This window comes from uncultured Gimesia sp., from assembly GCF_963976445.1.
GTDB lineage: Bacteria > Planctomycetota > Planctomycetia > Planctomycetales > Planctomycetaceae > Gimesia.
Map to the genome: position 1 here is coordinate 260591 of NZ_CAXBKP010000005.1, position 24097 is coordinate 284687.

Consider the following 24097-nt stretch of genomic DNA (forward strand, 5'->3'; position numbering starts at 1 on the left):
TTCAGCGGATCTTTTCCGGTTTAGGATCTGGCTCGTCAGTGCCGATGATGGCATTTATTGACGTCCACTCCAGGAGTTCATCAGAATCGTCTGCTTCATTGACTGAGAAAGGGATACCGCGTTCTTCGAGCGTATCCGAAAGGTCACTCAGCGGGTTTTTTAGAAACTCCGGGGGCAGCACTTCTTTCAGTTCCTCCCAGTGACTTTTCACCAGATTGATATTTTCTGGAGGAACCTGGATCAGTTGTTCGACCCGATTGACCCGGGCGATCCACATTGCTTCATGTAAAGTGCGATGCCGCTCTTCTAGAGAAAGCGAAGAAAAAGGGCGTTTATCTAGCTGCAGCTGATGAATGACTTTTTCACCTTTCTGGACGATCTCTTCCAAGTTTTGATCAGGCCGGAGCTGGGTTCGGCTTGCAGCCAGTCCTAAGGCCAGCGTAAAGCTGATGAACTGATCTTTGGACATGTCCCTGCGGTGCAGCGATTTTTTCAAGGTTCGGTTTCGTATTCCAAAGTGGTCACTGATTCGTTGAATGTCCCATAGCTGCGACAGGTTGTGTTGCTCACTATTGACCAGATCCTCAATCGGCAGGGAGCGAATATGGCTCCACGCGGGAGCTGGGGCATAAACGGAAGGAAACGTCGGGATTTTGTGTTTCGGTAATAGCTTGATGACTTTGAGGTACTTCTTCAGTTCGTTTTCAGTCACCTTTTCATTGATTTGTTTGATTTCGGTGTAGTCCAGCGAATTTCCGGAGCAACCAACAGGAAGGAGTAACATCAGGCAATACAGGTAGCAGCCGACCGTAGAAAGTCTGATTCGGAATGTGGTGCTGTTAAGGATGGTCATAGAAGGAATCCAGAAACCTGCCTGTGAATTATCTAGAGTTTTAGATCATCGTTTTGATGGTACATCAAGTATACCGCGCTCTTGTTCGATTTCTGGTTCTTTATCGCGTTTTAGAAGCGATGGAAGCGAACAAACTTTAATTCCGAGCCGCACCGGATTCATGAGACGCGCTTTAGAACTCTATCGACTCAAGCGAATAGCCCTGCATACCCTGATGTCGGGAATTACAAATATCAGGGTTGTGTCGAATGTACGGGCAATTGATCAGGCTGCCTGAGAGATCTCAGATTGCTCTTAAGTCGGTTTCCAGAGTGCAAAAGATTATCCGGGGGGGAAATGAAAACCGGTAATCCGGCTGACAGTGGCGATGCAGACAATCGCTTGAGCCACCAGCGCCACGATCCAGATTGATTGCTGTTTCAAAAACGATGGGGCATGGGAAACATTCAGTGATGCTTCGGTTTGAATCGTTTGCCAGTACGGAATTGTCATGATCAGGAACCAGGGAAGAAAGACGAGCCAGAGGCGAGCGGCTTCGCCCAGGTTTTTTCCTGAGAGCCATAATAGACCAAGGACAATCACGCAGGAGAGCGATAGATTCGTGAACCCCGAACGGAAGGGAATGGCTTCTTGGTCGGTGCCTGATCGTATTCGACAGCAGAGTGATTTTCCTGTCAGCCAGACCACAGGCAGTCCCAGTGCCAGACTGATTTCAATCGGATTTACCAGCAGCCATTTCCAATAAGTACGGGGGTACTGCTGGTAAAAGCCGGCATGGTTTTGCAGGTTTAAACGCCAGATCTGAAGCAGGTTGATTTCATAAAAGATTTCCAGCAGTAGTGTCGGAAGTAGCAGTCCCAACAACCCGCTGACGGTAGCTGTCAGAAAACGCTTCCAGGTGGGAATAGGCAGGCTATTGTCATTGCGAAGTTGCCAGGTTTCCAAAACAGAAAATAAAGCGGCGCACAGTGCCACCGGCAAAAAAGCCAGTGTCAAACAGAAACCACTCCAGAGCAGGACGCCGGCCAGCAGATAGCACGGTTTTGAATTGCGTCGCCAGGCAACGACCCAGAGGTAGAGAAACAGAATTGATATCACGGAATAGAGCGCGTCTGATTTCGGTTGAAAGATCAAAGCTGCCGGAATCAACGGCCAGAATGCGGCGACTTGCCAGCTAACTTCGCGTGACGTAAATTCACGCGATAACAAAAATAGAGGGATCACGGTCAGTGAAGACATCACCAGCGTGATTAAAGTAGCCAGCCAGAGAACAGCACAATCACGTTCGGTTAATGGGTTTTCCGTTGCGGCAGTCAAATTTGCGATGATTTCTGTTGCTTCCTGAAACGAAGTCGGCTGGGTCTGCAGCAGGAAAGACTGTAGGCCGGGAGTAGATTCACAAAGTTGGATCAACGTCCGATAGAATAGTGGCAGACCGGGCGGGTGAGTTCCTTCATGCAGCACATCCCCTTGATTCATTTTTATTTCATAATCTGCCAGATAACGTTTTACATCGGGTATACCGGTTTGTGCTTCGGTGAAATAACCTGAGGAGCCTTTATAAAACAATACGAACGGTGCTTTGGTCAGTCGGTATTCGGCAGGGGGGCTGTCCTGCAGCAGGAGAGACCAGAAAATGCCTGAGGCCGCCAGGCCAGCCAGCCAGATTGAAAGTTCAAATTGGTTTGCATATTTAATTCGGGAGAGGCCCAGCAGAGCGGCTAGCAGATAAACGCCGAATGCAATCCCGGCAACAATCCAGCCAGGGATCATTTCCGGTCTTACAAATGGGATGCGCTCCCACGTCCATTCTCCAGGAATTCCCAATGGCAGTTGTGTGAACCAGAACAGACCAATGGTAAGGATGGCTGCAATCAGGAAAGGTAAAAGAGTTTGGAATCGCATTGATCAGCCAGATTGAAAACTGAAAGGCAATAGTTCGCGATGGGCAGTATATTCTTGTGGCTTGAAAGGATGAAGAGTCATTGATCGTTAATCAATAAATAAAACGATGCAAGTGATATTGTCCTTGGAGCCTCCTTCTTGCGCCGCTTTCACAATTTCTTCGGCAGTCTGTTGTGGATCATCAGATTGTCCCAGGAGTTCCTGTAATTTTTCATCTGAAATACCATCGGTGACTCCATCGGAGCAGAGGATGACACGATCTTGTGGCGAAGGTTCCAACTGTCGTGCCTGGGTCCCTGCGCTGCCATCTTTGGTACCCAGATAGCGATAGAGTACATTTTTGTAGCGATGTGTCAGTGCTTCTTCCGGTGTGATGGTGCCGGCATCAACGAGTGCTTGTGTGAGAGAGTGATCGGTGGTCAGTTGGTGGAGGCTGTTGTTTCTTAAAAGATAAACCCGGCTGTCTCCAACGCCCCCGATAAAAAATTTGTCGCCGACCTGAATCACAAAAACGATTGTGGTTCCCATACTGCGACAGTTAGGGTCTAGTTCTCCCAGTGCCATGATCTCGACATTCGCATGCGAGACAGCCTCATCAATGCCAGGGATGACGTTGTTCGTTGCGGCATCATCAAAGCGAATCAGCTCGTCCAGTTTTTGGGGAATCAATTCAATCGCGAGTTGACTGGCTTTTTCACCCGCGCACTGGCCTCCCATACCATCTGCGACCAGAAAGTATTTGCTGGCGGAATCAACGTAATAATTGTCCTCATTATTTTCGCGGAAATTTCCGGTAATGCTGACTGTGCCGTAACGAATTGCAACCATTAGTTAGCCTGTTTTGCGTCGATAATATTTCATACTGAGGTCGATGTCTTACACTCCCAATACCAGTTCAAAGAACATTTTCTCCATAGAATCATACCATATTTCACAGAAGATGGAAATTTTAAAAATGCTGTATCTGCTTGTTTTTTATTGTCTTAGATAAATTTCAGGGACAAACCGTCTGGACCAGATCGCGTACTCCCAGCGTTGTGGAGCAGATAAAGAGTTCTCCTGCCTCAAAGCCGGCACTGGTTCCCAACAGTCTGTTCTGACTCTCAACAAGCGTGAAGACCCGATTCTTTTCAGGTGGGAATTGTGACTGATAAGCGCGAATCGATTCCAGTTTTTGTTCTAATGTATCCGAAATATCAACCACAAACTGCCCGCTGCCCTCGGGATAATTCAATGATCCAAATCCGAGGGGGAACCAGACCTGTTTTTTGATGGTGTGCGGTTCTGTATGGTCAAAATGTTCATTCCATTTCGTCAGCCGTGAGTAAAAAACGGCTGCATCGGTGATCTGCATGGCTTGCCAGTGATCGGGGGAAGCCATCGGGGTTTTTCCGGCCAGTCCCAACACAACCTGTGGACGGTATTTGCGGAATAAGGAGGCTAATGCCACCCGGTTTTCAAAGTTGTCGAACAAACGTCGATTAGTCAGCTCCAATGTCTCGCGGACATGGATTCCCAGGATGTCCGCTGCATTTCGGGCTTCCTTTAATCGGAATTCTGGCCCTGGGCTCAGAGGCGTTGGTTCCCCATCGGTGAGGTCGATGATACCCACTCGATAGCCCTGCTGAACAAGTCTCGCCAGTGTACCTCCACAGGCAATTTCAACATCATCAGGGTGTGCCCCAACGGCGATTACGTCCAGTGGCTCTGGGAGTTCTAAATTCATCGGGCCTGTTCTCTATCGCACTCTGGTTTCATTTGTGCGTTATCAATTGTCTTTATGAATGATGATCGCTCATTTTTCGAACGATGACAGTTAAACAAAATCAAAATAGATCAGCGCCCTTTATGGTTCAGCGCTGGGCAGTGAAAGCCATTCTTTGTGCTCAGCTTGTATTCGTCAACAATGGAAACTCGAATATCTTCAGAATCATCATAATCAGCAGGCTTGGTGTTTTCAGGTTCGAAGTCCTTGCTTTGTGATTTCTGCATCAGAAAAAAGTGTGTTTATGAGCTTGATTCAAGAGGAAAGAGGGTTTGGCGGTGTCTGGGAATACGGAGACGGGGTTTCATGTCACTTTCGGGCTGGCCGAATTTTCTATCCGAATTTGGAATGAGAAACCGGACAGCAGGATTTTCAGATGGCTCTTACCAGTGCTAATCACGTTTAAGCCAGGCTTTCGGCGATTTTCTTTTCTGCTTCAATGATGACTTGTCTGGTCTCGTGAGGAGTTGTCGCTTCACGTAGTTGTTCAACGAAATCAGGTACCTGCATCATTCGCCCCAGTCTGGCAAGAACTGAAAGGTGGGTTGATGCATCGGAGCAAATGACAAGAAAAAAAATGTCAGTGAGTCTGCCCTTTGATGCGCCGAATGGAATTCCGCTCAGTGTACGCCCATAGGCGATCAGAGGTTCGCCGACGGCGTCTGGAATGGGATTTCGGGGATGAGGGATTGCAACTCCATTTTCAAAAGCGGTCGGGTATGCTTCTTCGCGTTGCTGGAGCGCTGTCAGGACGGTGGCAGGTTCCCAGATTTGCCAGGTCCTTCCGGCAACTTCAATCAGACTTTCCAGAACCGATCTTTTCGTGCGGGCCTCCAAGGGGACTTCAATCAATTCATCGGGCATTAAGCTACTGATCAGGTGATTGGGATCATGTTCTGTGGGCGAATTGGTCTGCTCAACGAGTTCGAGCTCGGATGTGGTGTAGCTGCGCATTTCCTCTTCCAGCCAATGGGTAATTTCTGTTGGATGGAATTGCCATTCTCCTTTGACCTTGCGCCCTGGTATTCTTCCGCGATTTGCCAGTTTTTCAAGTTCCCGGCGGTCTCTACCCAGTTGCTTTGATAAGTCATTCAGGCTGAAAGGTTCGTGAGCCATGGGAGGTTACCATTACATGGTGAGAAATTAGAGAAAATCAGTTCGGCGAAAGTTTGTGCCAACTTCAGTGAACGACTGAAAACAGAACAGGCACACAACTTAATTCGCTGTAAACTGAAATTAGCAAAACCAAAGGAGTGAAATAAATGGCTGGTAGACGAACATGATGGAATCGTATTCGCGGTGAAGCTACCTGCTATGGTAACCCATAAGCGTGAGCAGAATCAATCTTGAGAGACTTTTTTCGCGCCAGATCCCTGAAAACCCTGGACGGGAAAAACAACAAGCCTCAATCGAATTGAGGAGAGGCTTCGGTCTGACAAGCCAACTGAAGTTGAGAAAGCAGGCTTGAATACTTCGATTGCCAAACCTGTTCCGACCAGATTTCCAGATCAAAGAAACCCTGATAACCGGCATCGTTGATGGTTTTAATCATGTCGTAGCAGGCGAATGAATCCTGCGTAGCTGTGTCTGAATTAAACTCAGAAATTTGAACGGCTGTCACCAGGGAGATCATCTCAGGAAGTAGATCCTGTATCCCTTCTTCTTGTTGAAGTTGTGCAGGGTCGACTAAAGCTCCGACGGCGGGGTGCCCGCATGCGTCGATAATTTCTAAAGTTGCATGCAGGGAGTTGAGAAAAGTCCAGTTTTGGGCCTGCGGGAGGGGCATTGTTTTTAAGGCCAGTTTCGTGTCGTATGAAGCAGCAACATCCCCCAGCCGTTTGAGTGCATCGGTGGTCAATTCCCGTGCATGGTTCAAAGTGTGTCCTGCGCGGGGGCCACTGGCGACCTGTATCGCGGCGGCATTAACTCGCCCACCAAATCGAATCAATTCAATGGCATCGGAAATCGAGTCTTCGAACGAGTATTCATTGCAGCCGGTAAATCCACCGGCAAGGGAAATGGTAGAAACCTTGATACCCGAATCGATGACCAGTTCTGCTGCCTGTTCTGGTTCCAGGTCCAAGATTTTTCGATTCCAGAGGCCAATCGCCGGGACACCGCTGGCGAGCAAGCCGAGTAGACTCTCTTTAAAAGACCAGTGATAGGTTGTGATCTGGTTTACGGAAATGCGATCAAGCAAAGAAAACGAATGCTCGTTATTTTTAGATTTAACAGTGGAAGATGGAGTAGAGAACGAACTGACTTTACGCTGTGAGAGAAGCTCTTTAGTCACTCGGTCACCTGCTGTCTGGAGAGAAGATCAGGTATATATTTTCAATTAGATTTGACAGTCTAATTGTCAATAACAATAAATAAAAATTCAGGGTGATTCAGTTTGGATGTATTTGACTATCTGATTCAACTTGCGATTTAAAATCAGAGAAGGTGTCTACCGGAACATCATAAATAATCACCAAAACTTTTCCATAGCAAAAACAGAAAACAACTTTTGCTAAAGACCAATATTGCTTATCCACTCAGAAAGTCAACCGACATCGGTCAAGGTTTTAAAGAGTTAAAAAAACTTTCGAATTGCGTTCTGCATGGATAAGTATTTTCTGAAATCAAACGGAGGTGAGCGGCTGATTTGGTGGTAGGGTGAATGCCTGCTTTGAAAAAAAAGTGTTACGACTGGATTGATTTAAGAGTCAAATTGTGTTTAACAGCACTTCAGTTCTCGCAAATTAAATTTATTAGATCATGATCACGTTTAAGGCTGTCTGATAATGAACCCGGGCAGGAAAAACGGAATATTATTTTTCCTGCCCGGTTCAATTTGAAATCATCGAAAGTTAACGCAAACGTTTCAGCGTGAAATTTAAGATCATTCGTTTCTAGGCCGCTTGATTCAATGGGGAAGTAGCTCGGAAGTACGAGCTACTGGAAAGACGAATCATTGCGGAAAACAAAAATTAACTGGTGATAATTTTTGTGTGTGGATCATCCGAAATATTGACCCAGACATGCACATGAGGGGCACCTCGATAGTGCCAGACAAAGGCGGGCCCTTCGAGACGCCAGTTATCCCAGACCTGATCCTTACCGATATCACCGGATTGATAGAAGGAGATCCGGCATCGATCCAGTCCGCCCTGTGCTTCGATGCATTTCCGGACTTCTTTTTGATCGGATGTGCGGAATGGTTCGATAAGTGAGCTGAGAACTTTTTGCATCTCCTGTTTTTGGTCGCGCGTCATGTCGGCAACCTGCAGACCTGTAATCTGGTCGGCTGATTTTTTGAAATGAACTTTCTTTTCAGGCGGTGCCTGGGGGATCAGAGCGACTTCGCGCTGTTTCCCATCCAGGATTTTGTAGACGTGGTTTGCTTTTAATGCCTGTTCCCAGAAGACATTACCAGGGTGATTGGGTTTTTCATCAAATTCATCCGCTGCGTGACCATAAAAAATGGGTCCACCAAAGGCCAGGTGTTCTGCGCTGTCACCATCGCTGCGAACTGTTGTGTGTCGTCCCGTCATGACAAATTGAAATTGATCGGTTCCCGGCTTTCCGAAGATGGCGATCGATTGGTCTTCTCCATAACCGCCCTGGTCATCCAGGAGTTGTTTACGAATTTTTTTATGCCAGCTGGGATCGAAGTGGCCGAAGTAAATGGCTTCAATGATGTCCTGCTGGTCCTTGGTGAAGAAGTCACTGTTCACAATTGGCTCTGTAATATTCCAGTTTGCCCGAACATGTTGACGCAGGAGCCCGTGTTTATCTTTATGGTCCCAGCCAAAACAGACTTTCGACTTTTGTTTCGGAGTCAAACTTTCATGCAGCTTTCGGGTGAGCGGCTCCGGAGCAGATGCCTGCGGTGTTTTTTCTGATGGCTGTCCTGCCAGTAGTCCTGCCGTACTGAGTAATGGAGTCCCTGCGATCACTGCTCCCACTGTTTTGACGAAATGGCGTCGTGAAACTGGTAGGGAGTCGGGAGTAAAACCTTGCGAAGGAGTGAGCGGATTGAATTGCATGAGAACACCAATCTTTGTGAATGAGGAGGGAGAGAACTGTTCCGATTTCTAATTAGTTTATCAATTAGCTGGCTTGATCGTCAAATAAAATCCAAGGGATTGGGCCTGTGTTCTGTCAGGCCGATCTTTTGTGTCTAGAGAAATTAGTCGGACTTCTTGCTGGTATCCCCTGCGTCGTGGTGTTAGTCTGTTGTTGTGTTCACTTGTTTCTGGGTAGGTCATTTGTGAAATCTAGTGGAAGGAATGACGGGCATAATTGAATGTTGATGAGTATGGGTTTAGAATGTTTGATTCTCTTATCTACATTTCCATAGTCTGGTTCTTTTAACAGTCAATGTCGGGCAAAAAATAGCGTGCTGTATTTTCATCATCGATCTTGGGATAAGTGGAGGCAGGCGTCTGTCTGTTCAAAGCGAATTCAAATGCGAACGCGATTTTCTTCGCTGCTCCTGATGGGGGGAATTACCTACTTCGTGCTGGCTGCAGTCGCTGTGATGGCTCAGGAAGCTACGCCCCCGTCTAAGCCAAGTTCGAGTGAAACTGTCAAGAATCCAGCTCCCTTACCCAAACCATTGCCCGGTCCGGAAAAGTTATTGAACGGTGGGAATTTCTGGGATCACTGGAAATATTTCAGCGAAGAAGAGAAAGAGGCAAACCGAAATGTGACCTGGAAGGTTATCAGTGGTGCCAAGGGCCAGCCCAGCATTTTGATCTGTTCTGGGAAACCGTATGGTTATATTCGCACGCAAAAGTCGTATGAGAATTTCCGATTCAGTATGGAATGGATGTATCCCAACGACCCGAATGCCAATAGTGGAATCCTGCTGTTCACAGCCGAGCCCGATAAAGTCTGGCCTAAGGCGTTTCAGGTTCAGTTGCATCGACCGGAAGCCGGTTATGTGTTTCCAACGCCGGGGAGCGGTGCCAGGTCTGCGAATAAACTCTCACCAACAAAGCCTTTGGATTTACCTGTCGGAAAGTGGCATAAATGCGTGCTTACGTGCCGGCAGGGTAATATTTCCGTAATGATCAATGGTGTCAAGCTTGGTGAAGTCACTGGCTGTGATCCCAGTAAAGGTGCGATCGCTCTACAGAGCGAAGGCTCTGAAATTCATTTTCGAAATCTGCTGGTGGAAATCCTACCTACTGAACCGGCACCGGTAGTCGAGCAGAAAGAACCGGTCGCACAGCAGAAGCCCGGCAAGTCTTAGGCAGGGCTGTCGTCGCTGAGGACTTTTAAGTTCCTCAGCTCTTTGGCTGACGTAAGACAAGTGTCGGGCAGGGGGCATGTCTGAGTACTCGTTCTGCAACCGATCCCAGCGCCAGCCTGGCGATTCCCGTATAGCCGTGCGATGGGATCACGATCAAATCCATTCCCTCGTCTTTTGCGAAATCGGCAATCTTGATGCCGGGGTCGCCTACCAGGGTTTCGAAACAGACGCCCTCAATCTGGTGTTTTTCAAATTCTTCCTTCGCATGTTTTTTGACATGTTCTGTCCGTTTTTCATCTGTCAGCCCTCCAAACAGAACCCCCGGTGAAACCAGGTCCAACGGCACCATGACATGCACGACAGTCACGTTGGCAGGAGATTCTGAAATTAGAATCGCTTTCTTGATGGCTTCGAGTGAACTTTCAGAAAAATCAACAGGGACGAGGACTTTTTTTCCCGTGAAGTAGCCCATGGTGTAATGCTTTCCTAAATAAGAGTGCAGGTAACGGCTGTCATTGTTTGATTGTATGAAGTTTTGTTGTCAGGAAACAATGGTAATTTCAATGACGCCTTGGCTAGAATGCATCCCATTTAACCATAGCGCCTCTCATTGTATTGTACTCAGTTCAAATGGCCTTGGAGACGCTAAAGTAAACTTGGATACAGTCTAGCTGGTCTGATTATCGAATTCTCCGGACTTGTATCGTTTCCAGTAAGCGTCCAGTTCTCGTTTGACCCGGTTTGATAGAAGTAATACACCCAGAATGTTGGGGAATGCCATACCCAGAATCATTAAATCTCCAAAGTCCAGCACATTGGTTGCCGAGACAATTGAACCGAGTACAACAAATATCAGGAACAATATGCGGTAAGACATTGAGGCTTTCTTACTGTCACCAAACAGAAACGCCCAGCAGCGTTCGCCATAATAGGACCAGGAGATCATGGTCGAATAAGCGAATAAAATGACTGAGACAGAGAGCACGTACTGAAAATTAGGTATCTGTGAATCCATGGCTTCCGAAGTCAGGGCCGCGCCATTGTTGCTGTCAATCAGGTGTGTGTATTGGGGATCATTGTAAGCGCCGGTAATAATCATCACGAGCGCGGTCATGGTACAGATCACAATGGTGTCGACAAACGGTCCCAGCGCGGCGACGATCCCTTCCCGTACGGGATATTTTGTTTTGGCGGCTGAGTGGGCGATGGCTGCAGAGCCCACACCTGCTTCATTCGAAAAGGCGGCCCGCTTAAAACCAAGAATCAAAACACCCATAATTCCACCATACATTGCGTCAGGAGCGAATGCGCCGTCGATGATGGCTTGGAACGATGCAGGGATTTTACCGATATTCAATACAATAATTGCCAAGCATGCCAAGACATAGATCCCACACATGAGTGGCACAATTTTTTCAGTCGTGCGTGCGATGCTGCGGATACCCCCGATGATGACGATTCCCACGAAAAATGCCATAACTAAGCCATAGACCCAGCTGTAGTCGTTGAGTAGGGGGATCGTCTCAGCGACAGCACCGAGCGACTGTTTAACCTGAAATGCATTTCCGCCGGCCAGAGAGCCTCCGATACACAAGACGGCAAACAGAACTGCCAAGACTTTCCCGAGCCCCTTCATAAAAGAATTACCGGGAAACTGTTCGTTTAATCCTTCTGAGAGATAACACATCGGTCCTCCCATCACGCGTCCATCCGGGTTGATGCGGCGGTAAATTTGGGCCAGGGTGCATTCGGCAAATTTCGAAGTCATGCCCAATAATCCAGCCAGCATCATCCAGAACATGGCTCCAGGGCCTCCTGTGGCAATGGCGATTGCAACGCCAGCAATGTTGCCCAGACCAACCGTCGCGGAAAGGGCGGCGGTCAGTGCCTGGAAGTGGGTGACTTCCCCTTCGTCATCCGGGTCATCATATTTTCCGAGAACGAGCAAAATCGAATGCTTGAACGCACGGAGATTAATAAAGTTCATGCGGAAGGTGAAATAAGTCGCACCGATGACCAGCCAGAGAACGGCTAGAGGAATTCCTTCTCCAGCATGAAACTGCTTGGCCGTTAAGGGGACCGGATAAAAGAACACGCTGGCGACCGCTCCATTGAACATACCGAAGATTTCATCGATTTTTCGTTCGATCTGTGCAAAGCCTTCTGATGCGGTTTCCTCTGTTGGGCTTTCTATCTCTGTCGGGGCTTCCTGGGCTGTTTCTGGTACCGGGGCAGGAGTCTGTGATGCCTCGAGAGTCATGTTGCCCGAATTGAGAAACAGGAGCATCAGAACTGTGACCAGTCCTGAACGAACTGCCAAGGAGATAGGGCTGCATTGCCGGTCGAAATTCATATAATTGGATTCCCATTCGCAAGTAACAGTTGCCAGAGATAAAACATCAAATCAGTGTTCGGTTTTTCAATAGTAAACTGGTCACCAAAGCGGAAAAAACGCAGTGCGTTACAGGCATTTATTGAAATTGTGATTTGATCGGGTTGGTTAACAGGAGTGAGTCAGGGGGGATAGTGGTTTCCCCTGAGAGCGCAAGATCTACTTTGGTTATCTTTATCGTTGTATGAGACTATCAAATAAAGGTTTACGTTCCAAGGTGATTCTTGAAAAAGCGACGAAAAGTTATCGGATTTTGAAACTGAATCTCAATTGCTTCTTTTTGACAATATTGGTTGTCAAAAATACCAGGTCTGCCTAGGATGCTGGTATAAGGACTATTTCGTAGAGTGTGGTAGCACTGGAAGAGTCAGGCTGCTACCACCATCAGTCACAGACACTTTTCACCAAGTAGAAAACAATCCATGCGTGTTTCAATTGATGACCATGATCGCAGTTTTTTGCTGGGGCTAAATCGTCTTAAGTCCTCAACGATAAATGAGATATGCGAACAAGAGGGGGTGACAGCCACGGCGGTGCGTCAGCGACTGGTCCGTTTGCAGGGATTGGATTTAATCGCGCGAACTCAAGTAAAGGAAGGTCGAGGGCGTCCGCATTACACGTATTCCGTGACTCCTTTAGGGATGCGATTGCTGGGGGATAATTATGCTGAGCTGGCGAATATCCTCTGGGAAGAGCTCAAAGGAATCGACGACGAAGAATTACGCTGTCGGTTGGCTGCCCGGATTCAGACTGCTCTCGTGCAGCAGTATGGTCGCAATGTGGATGCACCTTCTTTGAACGGGCGGATGGAGCAACTGAAAGAGGCTTTGGAAGAACGCGGGTTTATGGTGGAACTAGACCATTCGGGCCCGCTTCCGATTTTACGCGAACATAATTGTCCTTATCACGACATTGCCAGTGGCGATGCTTCCATCTGCGAGCTGGAGCAACGCGTCTTCGAACGGGTTTTGGGGACCAAGATGAATCTGGCAGAGTGTTGTCTGGATGGGCATCATTGTTGTGAGTTTCAAGCAGAAACAATTTAGCTGAGAAAATACCGTAAATTTTATTGATGTTTCTGAATTCGTTCAGAAAACCGAATGACAGGATGAAATACGAAAAATGAGTTTGTTGAAAATTTCCGATCTACATGTATCAGTTGGTAGCACACCCATTTTAAAAGGGGTCGACCTGGAAATTAAGCAGGGCGAGATCCATGCGTTGATGGGCCCTAACGGTTCCGGGAAAAGTACACTGGCCTATGCCATGGCCGGGCATCCAAGTTACGAGATCACAAAGGGCAAAATTGAGATCGATGGAACGGATATCTCAGAACTGGATCCCAACGAGCGTGCTCGACTGGGACTATTTCTGGCATTCCAGTATCCTGTTGTGATTCCTGGTGTGAAAGTAGCAGATTTTCTTCGGCACGCGATGTCCAATGTTCGGACTCCGGATCGTAAAGAAGGCGAGAAATTGATCCCGATGCGTGAGTTTCGTAAAGAACTCCGGGATAAAATGAATGAACTGGGTATGGATCTGGAAATGGCACGTCGTTATTTGAATGATGGCTTTTCTGGCGGTGAAAAGAAACGGATGGAGATTCTCCAACTCGCCATGTTGCAGCCCAAATTTGCCGTGCTCGACGAAACAGATAGTGGACTGGACAGTGATGCCGTCAAGGTGGTCAGCGAAGGTTTGAGCCGGTTAGCAGGCCCAGAAATGGGTGTGTTGATCATTACTCACCACGAACGGTTGCTGGAGTTCAATCAACCTCAGTTTACTCATGTGATGCTGGCGGGCAGGGTTGTTGAGACCGGCGATGCCAGTCTGGCCGCGGAACTTCATGAGCACGGTTATTCCAGTGTACGTGAGCGTCATCCTGAAGCCGCAGCAGAAGAAGTGGTAGAAGCCGTATAGGTTTTGTTTGCCGTATAGGTTTTGTTTTAAGTGAGATTGTTGTCTCAGCAGTTTCAGGAAAAAACAGTCAGTGACTGATCAATCAAGAAACATGTTATCAATTAAAAAAAATGCATCCTGTTGCTGGGCGCGTTTTGAAATACAGAGCGGGAGAAATTGAAATGTCTACCAAATTGGATACCAATTCTGAAAATGAGAAAATTGATGTTGGAGAATATCAATATGGATTTCATGATCCCACAGACAAGTATGTGTTTACCGGCAAGAAGGGCTTAAATGCCGAGGTGGTTGCTCAAATTTCAGAAATGAAAAATGAGCCTGCCTGGATGCGTGATTTTCGTTTGAAGTCCTATGAGATCTTCGAACAAAAACCAACGCCACAATGGGGCGGTAATCTGAATGAGATTGATTATCAGAACATCCATTATTTTGTCCGTGCTTCAGAAGGGCAAGAGCGAAGTTGGGAAGATGTTCCCGATGATATTCGAAAAACTTACGACCGCCTGGGAATTCCGGAAGCGGAGAAAAAATTTCTCTCAGGAGTGAAAGCCCAGTATGAATCGGAAGTGGTTTACGGCAGTTTGCAAGAAGACCTGGCTAAGCAGGGTGTGATTTTTACTGATACCGACTCTGCCTTAAAAGACCATCCTGAACTGTTCAGGGAATATTTTGGCAAGATCATTCCTCCGGATGATAACAAGTTTTCTGCATTAAATTCAGCCGTCTGGTCGGGTGGTTCGTTTGTGTATGTGCCTCCCGGGGTTCATATTGAATTTCCAATGCAAGCGTATTTCCGAATCAACTCGGAAAACATGGGACAGTTTGAACGCACCCTGGTCATCGTGGATGAAGGGGCCTCTTGCCATTATGTCGAAGGTTGTACCGCGCCAACTTACAGTTCGAACAGCCTGCATTCGGCAGTGGTAGAGATCATCGTGAAAAAGGGTGGGCGGTTCCGTTATACCACGATTCAGAACTGGTCGAATAATGTTTACAACCTCGTTACAAAGCGGGCGTTCGCGTACGAAGACGCACTCATGGAGTGGGTCGATGGAAACTTGGGGTCCAAGCTGACGATGAAGTATCCGGCGATCTTTCTGATGGGAGAAGGCGCACGAGGAGAGACGCTGTCAATTGCCTTTGCCGGCAAAGGGCAGCATCAGGATGCCGGGGCCAAAATGGTTCATTGTGCACCAAATACTTCGAGCCGCATTATTTCCAAGAGTATTTCCAAAGACGGTGGTCGTTCCAGTTACCGTGGCCTGGTCAAAGTGGATCCAGGGGCTCATGGTTGTAAGTCGAACGTGGTCTGTGATGCTCTGCTACTTGATCCGGAGAGCCGCAGCGACACCTATCCGTATATTGAAATCGAAGAAGATGATGTTGCCATCGAGCACGAAGCCAGCGTTTCCAAAATTGGAGAAGAGCAGCTATTTTATCTGATGAGCCGCGGACTAACTGAAGCGGAAGCGTCTTCCATGATTGTGACCGGCTTCATCGAGCCACTTGTCAAAGAGTTACCGATGGAATATGCGGTCGAAATGAATCGGCTCATTGAATTGCAGATGGAAGGTTCGATTGGGTAAAGCCGTCGTTTCTTTGTCTGTAGTCCAAGAGAGCAACAGACGTGACAGGTGAAGGCAGTCCCTTCAAATAGATCAAATTTACTATACGCAAACATACTGAAGGCATAATAGATAATAGTATGAGTACTCCCTCGGTTAAAACATCTGCTGCGATTCCTGCTGGCTTTGGTGAAGCCGCTTTTGAAGCGTTCCTGGCAACACGTGATGAACCTGACTGGGTAACCCAGTCACGGCGGCAGGCCTTCCAGCACTATTGTGAACTTTTGGAAGCGGAACTGAATCCGGAAGAGTGGCGCCGCATTGACTTACGCGCTATGCGTCCTGATCGTTTTCAGCTCCAGGCTGGTTCTGAGGTTTCCAAAGAGACTGCCGACGGTAAAGCGACAGAGACCTTACTGAAGGGGCAGGCTGAGTTCGCCGGCCATTTGACTTACGTTGATGGACAACTGGTTTCTCATGATCTTGCAGAAGAACTCGCGGCCAAAGGGGTTATATTTGGTGATCTGGCAGTTGTTGTCAGAGAGCATAGTGAGTTGATCCAGAAGTATTTCATGACGAAAGCCGTCGACAGTAAGACGGATCGGTTTTCGGCATGGCATGCGGCATTCTGGACGGGGGGCACAGTTTTATATGTTCCTCGCAATACCGTCATAGACACTCCTTTGCATAGTTTGATTACGCTACAGGCAGAGAAGGCCGCTGACTTCAGTCATACACTGGTGATTCTCGAAGAAGGGGCTTCTGCTACTTTGCTGGAAGAAACCGCTTCGACGACAGAACAGAATCTGGGGCTGCATGTGGGGGCCGTCGAATTGATCCTGGCTAAAGAAGCCCGATTGCGATATGTCCAGTTGCAGAACTGGAACCACAAAGTCTGGCATATTGGGCATCAGTCCGGACGTGTAGAGAACAATGGGTTCCTGCAATGGACTGTGGGCGGAATTGGTGCCAAGTTGGCTCATATTCATCAGGATGTCGTGCTCGATGGCCGTGGTGCCGAGGCAGAAGTGAATGGTGTCACGTTCTCAACGGGCCAGCAGATTCACTCGTTCTATACCCAGCAAGGCCACAATGCACCTGAGACTCGGTCTGACCTGCTGTATAAACAGGTCTTGCGCGATCATGCTCGTGCGATCTGGCGGGGAATGATTCGGGTCGAGGCTGAGGGGCAGCAGACAAACGGCTATCAGCGAAATGATTCCCTGATGCTGACTCCTACCTGCCGAGTAGATGCAATACCGGGGCTGGAAATTGAAGCCGATGATGTACGTTGTACTCATGGTGCAACAGCAGGTCGCGTCGATGAAGAGCAAATCTTTTATTGTATGTCACGCGGTATGTCAGAGTACGAAGCGATGCATATGATTGTGGAAGGTTTTTTCCAGACTGTCTTTGACAGAATTCCCGTCGAAGTGGTCCGTGAAACGCTCAGTCAGGCAATTATCAAAAAATTAGGATTTGGTCGGTAACTTTTTGCCGTTTGAAGACAATTAATCTATAAGATAGATAGTTATGCCTGGTTTTGAAGAAGTTGCAGCCATTGATGAGTTTGGCACTGCTGATCGCCTGGAAGTGTTTATTGATGACATTCCCGCTTTGCTGATTCGGTTAAACGATCAGTATCTGGCGATAGAGGATGTTTGCACACATGATGGTCAGCCTTTAACGAACGGGTGTATTGAGGATGGGGCAATTGTTTGTCCTCGTCACGGAGCACGGTTTGATTTGGTGACTGGAAAAGCCCTTTGCATGCCAGCCACTAAGCCGGTTAAGACATTTGAAATTGAAGTCAGGGGCAATAAAATCTTTGCACGTGCTCCGATGAGATAGATAAAATAAGTTATTGATATCCATACAAGTAGTTTTATTGTTGTCGTTATTTATTAGTTATTTTTTTGATTTTGGGCGTCATCAAATAGTTAGGGAGACAGGATAATGTCGGATGAGGTGAATAATGATTCTGGTGAAAGTAGTGAGGATGGGGATGCGCCCGTGTTTTCTGCGCTGAAAGGGGTTGGCGGCGAAGAATCGCTGATCGAGGCTCTGAAACAGGTAATCGATCCAGAATTAAATATTAATATTGTTGATTTAGGGTTGGTTTACGAAGTTCAAAGAACAGAAGAAGACAGCGCGAAGGTGACTGTCTCGATGACGCTAACCAGCCCTGCCTGTCCAGCAGGCCCGCAGATTATTACACAGGCAAAAATGGCATTGGAGCGATTGGATGATGTCGACGAGGCTAGTATCCAGCTAACGATGACACCTCCCTGGTCGCCAGAATTGATGACCGAGGATGCACGTGATGAACTGGGAATCTTTTAATAGAGACCAAGCGACTGAATTGGGGCATTTCGATGCCCCTTTTTTTACGTCTGTTGAACTGCAGGCACTCTTGTCGGCGTTGCGCCAGGAAGTCTGGATTCCGGTTAGCTCATTTTTTTGATTAAAAGTTCGCGGACCACTTTCGGATCTGCCCCTTTGATCTCGCGCATTACCTGTCCGATCAGTGCTCCCACAGCAGCCTGTTTTCCGCTTTGAAAATCAGCGACTGCTTTTGCGTTTTTATCAACGACTGCCTGGACGATCGAATCAAGTTCGCCCGTATCAGAAACCAGGGCCAGCCCTTTATCATCGACGATACTCTGAATTTGTTCTACTCCGGGAATACCGTCTGAATGGTTCAAGAGCTCTTGAAACACAGTCCGACCACTCTTAATTGTGAGTTCTTCGGCATTCACTTTTTGCAGTAGTGCCGCGAGTACCTTGGGTTGAATGGGAAACTCTGAGATTTCCACTCCGCGGTCATTCAGCTCGCGCAGAACGTCCTGTGTGACCCAGTTGGCGGCCTGTTTGCCGTTGTCGCAGCCTTCTGCCACTGTTTCAAAATAGTCAGCGACCGCCATTCCCTGGTCGATAATCACAGCAGCGTCATAAGCAGACAGCTGATAACTCTCTTCAAAACGGGCTCTGCGCTGAGCGGGACGTTCACAAAGTTCGTTAGCGACATGTTCACGTTCTGCATCAGTGACGGTGACGGGGGCCAGGTCCGGATCGGGAAAATAGCGGTAGTCGGCTGCATCTTCCTTGCCACGCTGTTCCAGTGTAATCCCACGGTCCGCGTCCCAGCCACGGGTCTCTTTGGACATTTTTTCCATGGCTAAACCTGTTTGTTGCCATTCCTTCCATTGGCGCTGTACTTCATATTCGATCGCCTGCTCCACGCCTCGAAAGCTGTTGAGGTTTTTGATTTCCACGATCGTTGTCGGTACGGTGTCGCCGTTTTCCTGATGGACATGCAGGTTCACGTTGGCATCACACCGCAGACTGCCTTCCTGCATGTTACAATCGGAAACGTCAATGTAGGTCAGTAATAGTTTCAGTTCTTCCAGGTAGGTTCGTGCTTCCTGAGCGGTTCGTAAATCGGGTTCGGACACGATTTCGATCAGGGGGGTGCCACAGCGGTTCAGGTCGACCTTGCTGTCCTGTCCGCGGCCTGATTCATCGTGGCTGTTTTTTCCAGCGTCTTCTTCGAGATGGGCGCGGATGATACCGATTTTTTTCTTCTCGCGGGTTTCGGGATCAATCTCAATTTCCAGCCAGCCATTCTGGCTCATGGGGAGATCATACTGGCTGATTTGATAGGCTTTCGGCAGGTCGGGGTAGTAATACTGCTTGCGGTCCCATTTTGTAAACGCAGGAATCTCACAATTGATAGCCAATCCCGTTTTCATTCCCAGGTGAAATGCTTCCCGGTTCAATACGGGGAGCGCGCCGGGCAGGCCGAGGCAGACCGGGCAGGTCTGTGTGTTCGGATGGTCCGGGTTGAATTTTGTCGAACAACCACAGAAGAGTTTTGTTTTGGTCTGTAACTGCACGTGGACTTCAAGACCGATGATGACCGTATAGTCCATTATGTCACGCTACCCTTTATTTCTATATCTTAAATTGATGTCTAATTTATTCTATTGGTAACACGCCGTTTTTTATTCCGGCCGTTTCAAGTGCCATTCGGTTTCGCGTTCAAACATTCGTGCGGCGCGTAAGAGGCGTTCCTCTTCCAGCGGCGGCGCCAAGAGTTGCAGGCCGATGGGGAGGTTGTTTTCACTCATGCCTGCAGGAATCGAAATTCCCGGAATGCCTGAGAGGTTGGCACTGGTGGTAAAAATGTCAGCCAGGTACATCGCCAGTGGATCGTCCACAAGTTCGCCGATCGTAAAGGCGGGCGTGGGGGTAACCGGCGTGGCAATGATATCTACATTTTGAAACGCTTGTTCGAAGTCGTTTCGAATCAGCCGTCTGACTTTTAAGGCTTTGAGGTAGTAAGCGTCGTAGTAACCGGAGGAAAGAGCATAGGTGCCGAGCATGATTCGTCGTTTGACTTCATCGCCGAACGCTTCACCCCTGCTGGCGGCGTACATGTCGATCATGTTTTCGAACTTTTCCGCACGATGGCCGTAATGCACGCCATCGTAGCGGGCGAGGTTACTGGAAGCTTCCGAAGGGGCAATGATGTAGTAGGTAGCAACACAGTATTTGGCGTGTGGCAGTTCGATGGGGATCAGTTCCGCCCCCAGCGATTTATAAACGTCCAATGCGCGTTGCGTCGCTGCCTTCACATCCGGGTGAAGGCCTTCTTCGTGCAGATGTTCCACATAGCCGACTTTGAGGTTTTCCAGTGTCTGTTCCAGGTTCGCGGTGAAATCCGGGACAGGGGCATCCAGGCTGGTGGTGTCGCGTTGATCTTTACCGGAGATCGTTTCGAGAATCAAAGCGGCGTCTGTTACATCTCGGGCAAACGGTCCAATTTGATCGAGCGAACTGGCAAACGCCACTAAGCCATATCGGGAGACACGGCCGTAGGTCGGTTTCAGGCCGACGACACCGCAGAAGCTGGCGGGTTGTCGAATTGATCCGCCGGTATCACTGCCTAAGGCCAGTGGTGCGAAACCGGCAGAGACGGCAGCGGCAGAACCGCCGCTAGACCCGCCGGCAGTATAGTCCGTGTTCCAGGGGTTGGCTGTTGTTTTGAAGGCCGAGTTTTCTGTCGAAGAGCCCATCGCGAATTCGTCGAGGTTGGTTTTACCAATCAGGACGGCGTCGGCTGCTTTGAGTTGTTCCACAATGTGGGCATCGTAGGGGGGGACGAAATGTTCCAGCATTTTACTGGCACAGGTGGTGGTGACACCTGCGGCACAGATATTGTCTTTGAGAGCGACGGGAACACCGGCCATTTTTCCCAGCGGTTTGCCAGTTTTTCGTTTCTGGTCGACTTCTCTGGCTTTTTCGAGGGCCGCTTCCTGTTGTACAGAAAGAAAGGCGTTGATGCTGCCATTGCGGCGGGAGATTTCATCCAAGCAGGCGGTAGTGATTTCTTCGCTGCTGATTTCTCCAGAGTTCATTTTCGCGAGCAGTTCGCTTGCGGTGGCTGACGTGATAGACATGGAATGTCGAGTCTCCATATAAGTTTTAAAGGCCCGACTTGTCAGCAAGCCGGGCCTTGGATTATTGCTTTTATGTGCTCAATGGTAAAGACGCCGGTCAACTAGAGAATTGCGGGTACCAGGAAATAATTCCCGTCCGTCTGCGGAGCATTGGACAGCGCTTTTTCTCGTGGGAGACTTTCGCGAAGTTGGTCTTCGCGAAAGACATTGGAAATCTCAATCGCATGGGCCATAGGCTCGATGGCATCGGTATCCAACTCATCCAGCATGGCGATATACTTAAGCACGGACCCCATCTGTTGGCCCAGCGCATTCACTTCCGTTTCAGAAAGCTTCAACCGGGAGAGTGAAGCAACTTTCAGTACATCATCCTCAGAGAGTTGAGTGCTCATCGTTTTTCTGCTTTAGAGCGGAGACCGTTTTAGCTGGTAGGTAATGTGAACGGCTTTTTCGCGACGGCTTTGGTAATTTTACCAGACCGAATGCATTGGGTGCAAACGCGTTGCGTTTGTACGCTACCGCCTGCCTGGACCCGAATTTTCTGCAGGTTTGGCTTGAAGACTCGTTTGGAAACGCCCGTTGTCTGTCGACCGTTACCACCCAGGTATTTGTACTTACCACGTTGGCGAACTCGATTACCGACTACGGGAGTCTTGCCACAGGCATCACACTTCTGACCCATTTGTATACTCTTTGACTATCTAGTGGGTTCTGAAAAACTCAGCTCATGCTGATTTCAATTGACGTAAATCGACCGCAGTTTGAAAGATTCGGCCATTCAAGGAACCCAATAGTATATTTGCCCTGCCTGATAATGCAACCGAAGCTGCTGAGATATCGTTTCCTGCTAATGGAAAAGTTGAAAAATGTGTCCCCAAAATGATTCTGAGGGATTGAAAATTGTACTATTGGGGACAGTTTTTTGAAAAAATCACCCACCCCGGTCAGGGCCGTTCTGGGTTTGTTTGTTTGTTAAGTCTAATTATATTGGTGGTTTACATTCAATAATGTTGATGGGGGATGTAATTGGCACGCAAATCGCAAGTACTAGTTCAATATGACCGGGCAATCGCTTGTGGACAGGCAGGATTGCTCAAAGGTAAACCAAAATACTGCATCTGAAATTGGATCGAACGATAAAAAGGAGTGACGATTATGTTGGTTTTGACACGGAAGTTAGCTGAGGGAATCCGAATTGGCGATGAAATTCTAGTGAAAGTGATTCGTACCGGAAAAGGTTCCATCAAAATCGGCATTGATGCTCCAGACCACTTTAGAGTTGTCAGAGGCGAGTTGTTCGATGAAGAACAGGATGAAGAAAGCCAACCAGTCATGAAGGGGCGAAAAGAGCATCGGGACTGCGATGGTCTGCCCGATTCGGCATCTCTGGGCATGCTTTCTGTGGTCGAGGCCGCTCGACTGGTTTGTTAAACGCGGGTCGACAAAATGTATGGCCCGGGTGAAATTCGGGTGAATAGTCAGCACCATATGGCTGTGAATTATATTTCCAAAATGTTTGTTGTTTCAGCGACAGCTCCTGATGGTGCCGTCGAAGCAATCGAAGTTCCTGATGAAGAGTGGTTCTGTGTTGGCGTGCAATGGCATCCACAAAATCATTCGGCTGACGAGAATAATGCGTAAAACTGCTGCTGACGAATTATCGGAGCCCAGGGGGGGATTTCTCAAATTGGCAGGTTGAGACTGGGCGAATCTAAGTGGGAAGAGTCAAATCTTCCCCATGGTGCGGTGAGGAAGGAGTTCGACGAAAACAGATTCTGCGAGAACAGGTGCGGCTTGTTTGGGTTGTTACCGTGAAGTGGCAAGCCGTGCGTAGTGCTGGCAGATCTTGATACAGGAAATGATCGTTCCTTGATGGTTTTCTGTGATGTTATTAATTACCGGGTGTTCAAATTTGGTGGTCAGTGTGTACGTGGGGTAGGTTGACCGCCATCTTCAGAACACCCGGTAATTTTTTCCCCTTTGAGGTCTCCTGAAATGGAAGCCGTCGTTTCCGGAAAATTGCGCGACCTTGATCACGCCGATCTATTTTGTCAAAATTTAGTTTGGATTCGATCAAGCATTCCGAGGGGGCTATATGAAATACTTACTTCTTTTGCTACCGCTGTCGCTACCCAGTTTCGTTCAAGCAAAAGAATACTGTGTGACTGTTCCGCCAGAAGCACTAAAGCTTCCTGCTGTGTATACCAAATATGTGAGTGCCAGCGGGTATCCGGTTGTTTCCTTTGATCGAGTGAATAATTATGCTTTGAAAGAGGCAGCTTGGTTAATCGATACGATGCTTGCCCACCGACCAGACATTCGTAAAGCAATGATTAAGAGTGGCTCACGGTTCATCGTGATTCCTTTTGATGCATTCACTACCGATATTCCAGAATATGCACATTTAAAACCCAAGGATTTCTGGGACGTGCGTGCGCGGGGGCTCGGTGGTTCTCCAACAGATGCCGTCTGTTCATGCGGAGAAGAGAATTTGCTCGCATTTCCCGGTGATCCTTACGCAGCGGAATGTATTTTAATTCATGAATTTGCACATAATATTCACTTGAGAGGGCTGAACCGGGTTGATCCAACGTTTGGTGAGCGGCTAGAAAAAATATATCAACAAGCAATAAAATCTGGTCTATGGAAAGGGAAATATCCTTCAGTAAACCGGATGGAGTATTTTGCTGAAGGGGTTCAATCCTGGTTTAGTAACAATCGTGAAAATGATGTTGATCATAATCATGTTAACACGCGAGAAGAGTTGATTGCCTATGATCCGGATTTGGCTGCATTGTGCAAAGAGGTGTTTGGCGAGACAAAACTGGTTTATAGTAAACCTACTGCAAGGTTGAGAGATCATTTAGAGGGATATGATCCCGCAAAAGCCAACACTTTTGAATGGCCCGAGCATTTGAAAGCAGCAAAGAAAAAAATTATCGAAGACGCAAAAAAACGAAATCAGCCATCTAACGCATCAAAATAACAGTTTA

Annotated in this window: 23 protein-coding genes; 10 read left to right on the forward strand and 13 right to left on the reverse strand. The window is 48.0% G+C overall.

What is annotated here, in order from left to right:
* Nucleotide 1: 1 nt before the first annotated feature.
* The 7 genes from AAC022_RS08160 to AAC022_RS08190 form a co-directional block, all read right to left on the reverse strand.
* Nucleotides 2–853, reverse strand: coding sequence for a hypothetical protein (locus AAC022_RS08160; protein WP_339729960.1), 852 nt, complete (start codon nucleotides 851–853; stop codon nucleotides 2–4).
* A gap of 321 nt (nucleotides 854–1174) precedes the next feature.
* Nucleotides 1175–2758 (reverse strand): hypothetical protein, encoded by a 1584-nt coding sequence (locus AAC022_RS08165; protein ID WP_339729962.1) that lies wholly within the window; start codon nucleotides 2756–2758, stop codon nucleotides 1175–1177.
* A gap of 87 nt (nucleotides 2759–2845) precedes the next feature.
* Nucleotides 2846–3586: a protein phosphatase 2C domain-containing protein gene (locus AAC022_RS08170; RefSeq protein ID WP_339729964.1), complete on the reverse strand. Its 741-nt coding sequence runs from the start codon at nucleotides 3584–3586 to the stop codon at nucleotides 2846–2848.
* Between the two features lie 166 nt (nucleotides 3587–3752).
* On the reverse strand, nucleotides 3753–4484 hold the full coding sequence (locus AAC022_RS08175; protein ID WP_339729967.1) for a PIG-L family deacetylase: 732 nt from the start codon (nucleotides 4482–4484) through the stop codon (nucleotides 3753–3755).
* 441 nt (nucleotides 4485–4925) lie between these two features.
* Nucleotides 4926–5639, reverse strand: coding sequence for a PTS sugar transporter subunit IIA (locus AAC022_RS08180; RefSeq protein ID WP_339729970.1), 714 nt, complete (start codon nucleotides 5637–5639; stop codon nucleotides 4926–4928).
* Nucleotides 5640–5928: 289 nt separating this feature from the next.
* Nucleotides 5929–6816 (reverse strand): sugar phosphate isomerase/epimerase family protein, encoded by an 888-nt coding sequence (locus tag AAC022_RS08185; protein WP_339729974.1) that lies wholly within the window; start codon nucleotides 6814–6816, stop codon nucleotides 5929–5931.
* A 679-nt stretch (nucleotides 6817–7495) separates the two neighbouring features.
* The gene (locus tag AAC022_RS08190; protein ID WP_339729976.1) at nucleotides 7496–8554 is read right to left on the reverse strand and encodes a DUF3500 domain-containing protein; all 1059 of its coding nucleotides are present in this window, start codon (nucleotides 8552–8554) and stop codon (nucleotides 7496–7498) included.
* Between the two features lie 422 nt (nucleotides 8555–8976).
* Between AAC022_RS08190 and AAC022_RS08195 the strand changes: the two genes are divergently transcribed.
* The gene (locus AAC022_RS08195) at nucleotides 8977–9765 is read left to right on the forward strand and encodes a DUF1080 domain-containing protein (RefSeq protein WP_339729979.1); all 789 of its coding nucleotides are present in this window, start codon (nucleotides 8977–8979) and stop codon (nucleotides 9763–9765) included.
* A 34-nt stretch (nucleotides 9766–9799) separates the two neighbouring features.
* Here the strand turns inward: AAC022_RS08195 and AAC022_RS08200 are convergent, their stop codons facing one another.
* Entirely contained in the window at nucleotides 9800–10237 is a 438-nt protein-coding gene (locus AAC022_RS08200; RefSeq protein ID WP_339729983.1) for a universal stress protein, read from the reverse strand.
* Between the two features lie 195 nt (nucleotides 10238–10432).
* Entirely contained in the window at nucleotides 10433–12085 is a 1653-nt protein-coding gene (locus tag AAC022_RS08205) for an alanine/glycine:cation symporter family protein (protein ID WP_339729986.1), read from the reverse strand.
* A gap of 494 nt (nucleotides 12086–12579) precedes the next feature.
* Between AAC022_RS08205 and AAC022_RS08210 the strand changes: the two genes are divergently transcribed.
* The 6 genes from AAC022_RS08210 to AAC022_RS08235 all read left to right on the forward strand — a co-directional run bounded on the left by AAC022_RS08210 (nucleotide 12580) and on the right by AAC022_RS08235 (nucleotide 17985).
* A complete protein-coding gene (locus tag AAC022_RS08210; RefSeq protein ID WP_339729988.1) occupies nucleotides 12580–13203 on the forward strand; it encodes a transcriptional regulator in 624 nt (207 codons plus the stop codon).
* Between the two features lie 76 nt (nucleotides 13204–13279).
* Nucleotides 13280–14077 (forward strand): Fe-S cluster assembly ATPase SufC, encoded by a 798-nt coding sequence (sufC, locus tag AAC022_RS08215; RefSeq protein WP_339729990.1) that lies wholly within the window; start codon nucleotides 13280–13282, stop codon nucleotides 14075–14077.
* Between the two features lie 161 nt (nucleotides 14078–14238).
* Nucleotides 14239–15663: a Fe-S cluster assembly protein SufB gene (gene sufB / locus AAC022_RS08220; RefSeq protein ID WP_339729993.1), complete on the forward strand. Its 1425-nt coding sequence runs from the start codon at nucleotides 14239–14241 to the stop codon at nucleotides 15661–15663.
* A gap of 119 nt (nucleotides 15664–15782) precedes the next feature.
* Complete coding sequence (gene sufD, locus AAC022_RS08225) at nucleotides 15783–17132, forward strand: Fe-S cluster assembly protein SufD (RefSeq protein ID WP_339729995.1); 1350 nt, start codon at nucleotides 15783–15785, stop codon at nucleotides 17130–17132.
* Between the two features lie 43 nt (nucleotides 17133–17175).
* On the forward strand, nucleotides 17176–17493 hold the full coding sequence (locus AAC022_RS08230; protein WP_339729998.1) for a non-heme iron oxygenase ferredoxin subunit: 318 nt from the start codon (nucleotides 17176–17178) through the stop codon (nucleotides 17491–17493).
* 105 nt (nucleotides 17494–17598) lie between these two features.
* Nucleotides 17599–17985: a metal-sulfur cluster assembly factor gene (locus tag AAC022_RS08235; protein WP_339730000.1), complete on the forward strand. Its 387-nt coding sequence runs from the start codon at nucleotides 17599–17601 to the stop codon at nucleotides 17983–17985.
* A gap of 104 nt (nucleotides 17986–18089) precedes the next feature.
* Here AAC022_RS08235 and gatB read toward each other — a convergent pair whose 3' ends face one another.
* The 4 genes from gatB to rpmB all read right to left on the reverse strand — a co-directional run bounded on the left by gatB (nucleotide 18090) and on the right by rpmB (nucleotide 21786).
* Nucleotides 18090–19574 carry an Asp-tRNA(Asn)/Glu-tRNA(Gln) amidotransferase subunit GatB gene (gene gatB, locus AAC022_RS08240; protein WP_339730002.1) on the reverse strand — a complete coding sequence of 495 codons (1485 nt, stop codon included), beginning with the start codon at nucleotides 19572–19574 and terminating at the stop codon, nucleotides 18090–18092.
* A gap of 72 nt (nucleotides 19575–19646) precedes the next feature.
* Nucleotides 19647–21104: an Asp-tRNA(Asn)/Glu-tRNA(Gln) amidotransferase subunit GatA gene (gene gatA, locus AAC022_RS08245; protein ID WP_339730004.1), complete on the reverse strand. Its 1458-nt coding sequence runs from the start codon at nucleotides 21102–21104 to the stop codon at nucleotides 19647–19649.
* Nucleotides 21105–21205: 101 nt separating this feature from the next.
* On the reverse strand, nucleotides 21206–21496 hold the full coding sequence (gatC, locus tag AAC022_RS08250) for an Asp-tRNA(Asn)/Glu-tRNA(Gln) amidotransferase subunit GatC (RefSeq protein ID WP_339730005.1): 291 nt from the start codon (nucleotides 21494–21496) through the stop codon (nucleotides 21206–21208).
* Between the two features lie 29 nt (nucleotides 21497–21525).
* Nucleotides 21526–21786: a 50S ribosomal protein L28 gene (gene rpmB / locus AAC022_RS08255; protein ID WP_339730007.1), complete on the reverse strand. Its 261-nt coding sequence runs from the start codon at nucleotides 21784–21786 to the stop codon at nucleotides 21526–21528.
* 473 nt (nucleotides 21787–22259) lie between these two features.
* Here rpmB and AAC022_RS08260 point away from each other — a divergent pair, with 473 nt between their 5' ends.
* The 3 genes from AAC022_RS08260 (at nucleotide 22260) to AAC022_RS08270 (ending at nucleotide 24090) form a co-directional block, all read left to right on the forward strand.
* Nucleotides 22260–22535 carry a carbon storage regulator gene (locus AAC022_RS08260; protein ID WP_339730009.1) on the forward strand — a complete coding sequence of 92 codons (276 nt, stop codon included), beginning with the start codon at nucleotides 22260–22262 and terminating at the stop codon, nucleotides 22533–22535.
* A 15-nt stretch (nucleotides 22536–22550) separates the two neighbouring features.
* Nucleotides 22551–22745: a gamma-glutamyl-gamma-aminobutyrate hydrolase family protein gene (locus tag AAC022_RS08265; protein ID WP_339730010.1), complete on the forward strand. Its 195-nt coding sequence runs from the start codon at nucleotides 22551–22553 to the stop codon at nucleotides 22743–22745.
* Nucleotides 22746–23199: 454 nt separating this feature from the next.
* A complete protein-coding gene (locus AAC022_RS08270) occupies nucleotides 23200–24090 on the forward strand; it encodes a hypothetical protein (protein WP_339730012.1) in 891 nt (296 codons plus the stop codon).
* Nucleotides 24091–24097 lie beyond the last annotated feature (7 nt).

What these genes read in the sequence shown, in the direction of transcription:
- AAC022_RS08160 (WP_339729960.1), bottom strand. Translation starts at nt 853, where the DNA reads ATGACCATCCTTAACAGCACCACATTCCGAATCAGACTTTCTACGGTC.
- AAC022_RS08165 (WP_339729962.1), bottom strand. Translation starts at nt 2,758, where the DNA reads ATGCGATTCCAAACTCTTTTACCTTTCCTGATTGCAGCCATCCTTACC.
- AAC022_RS08170 (WP_339729964.1), bottom strand. Translation starts at nt 3,586, where the DNA reads ATGGTTGCAATTCGTTACGGCACAGTCAGCATTACCGGAAATTTCCGC.
- AAC022_RS08175 (WP_339729967.1), bottom strand. Translation starts at nt 4,484, where the DNA reads ATGAATTTAGAACTCCCAGAGCCACTGGACGTAATCGCCGTTGGGGCA.
- AAC022_RS08180 (WP_339729970.1), bottom strand. Translation starts at nt 5,639, where the DNA reads ATGGCTCACGAACCTTTCAGCCTGAATGACTTATCAAAGCAACTGGGT.
- AAC022_RS08190 (WP_339729976.1), bottom strand. Translation starts at nt 8,554, where the DNA reads ATGCAATTCAATCCGCTCACTCCTTCGCAAGGTTTTACTCCCGACTCC.
- AAC022_RS08195 (WP_339729979.1), top strand. Translation starts at nt 8,977, where the DNA reads ATGCGAACGCGATTTTCTTCGCTGCTCCTGATGGGGGGAATTACCTAC.
- AAC022_RS08200 (WP_339729983.1), bottom strand. Translation starts at nt 10,237, where the DNA reads ATGGGCTACTTCACGGGAAAAAAAGTCCTCGTCCCTGTTGATTTTTCT.
- AAC022_RS08210 (WP_339729988.1), top strand. Translation starts at nt 12,580, where the DNA reads ATGCGTGTTTCAATTGATGACCATGATCGCAGTTTTTTGCTGGGGCTA.
- sufC (WP_339729990.1), top strand. Translation starts at nt 13,280, where the DNA reads ATGAGTTTGTTGAAAATTTCCGATCTACATGTATCAGTTGGTAGCACA.
- sufB (WP_339729993.1), top strand. Translation starts at nt 14,239, where the DNA reads ATGTCTACCAAATTGGATACCAATTCTGAAAATGAGAAAATTGATGTT.
- sufD (WP_339729995.1), top strand. Translation starts at nt 15,783, where the DNA reads ATGAGTACTCCCTCGGTTAAAACATCTGCTGCGATTCCTGCTGGCTTT.
- AAC022_RS08230 (WP_339729998.1), top strand. Translation starts at nt 17,176, where the DNA reads ATGCCTGGTTTTGAAGAAGTTGCAGCCATTGATGAGTTTGGCACTGCT.
- AAC022_RS08235 (WP_339730000.1), top strand. Translation starts at nt 17,599, where the DNA reads ATGTCGGATGAGGTGAATAATGATTCTGGTGAAAGTAGTGAGGATGGG.
- gatB (WP_339730002.1), bottom strand. Translation starts at nt 19,574, where the DNA reads ATGGACTATACGGTCATCATCGGTCTTGAAGTCCACGTGCAGTTACAG.
- gatA (WP_339730004.1), bottom strand. Translation starts at nt 21,104, where the DNA reads ATGTCTATCACGTCAGCCACCGCAAGCGAACTGCTCGCGAAAATGAAC.
- gatC (WP_339730005.1), bottom strand. Translation starts at nt 21,496, where the DNA reads ATGAGCACTCAACTCTCTGAGGATGATGTACTGAAAGTTGCTTCACTC.
- rpmB (WP_339730007.1), bottom strand. Translation starts at nt 21,786, where the DNA reads ATGGGTCAGAAGTGTGATGCCTGTGGCAAGACTCCCGTAGTCGGTAAT.
- AAC022_RS08260 (WP_339730009.1), top strand. Translation starts at nt 22,260, where the DNA reads ATGTTGGTTTTGACACGGAAGTTAGCTGAGGGAATCCGAATTGGCGAT.
- AAC022_RS08265 (WP_339730010.1), top strand. Translation starts at nt 22,551, where the DNA reads ATGTATGGCCCGGGTGAAATTCGGGTGAATAGTCAGCACCATATGGCT.
- AAC022_RS08270 (WP_339730012.1), top strand. Translation starts at nt 23,200, where the DNA reads ATGAAATACTTACTTCTTTTGCTACCGCTGTCGCTACCCAGTTTCGTT.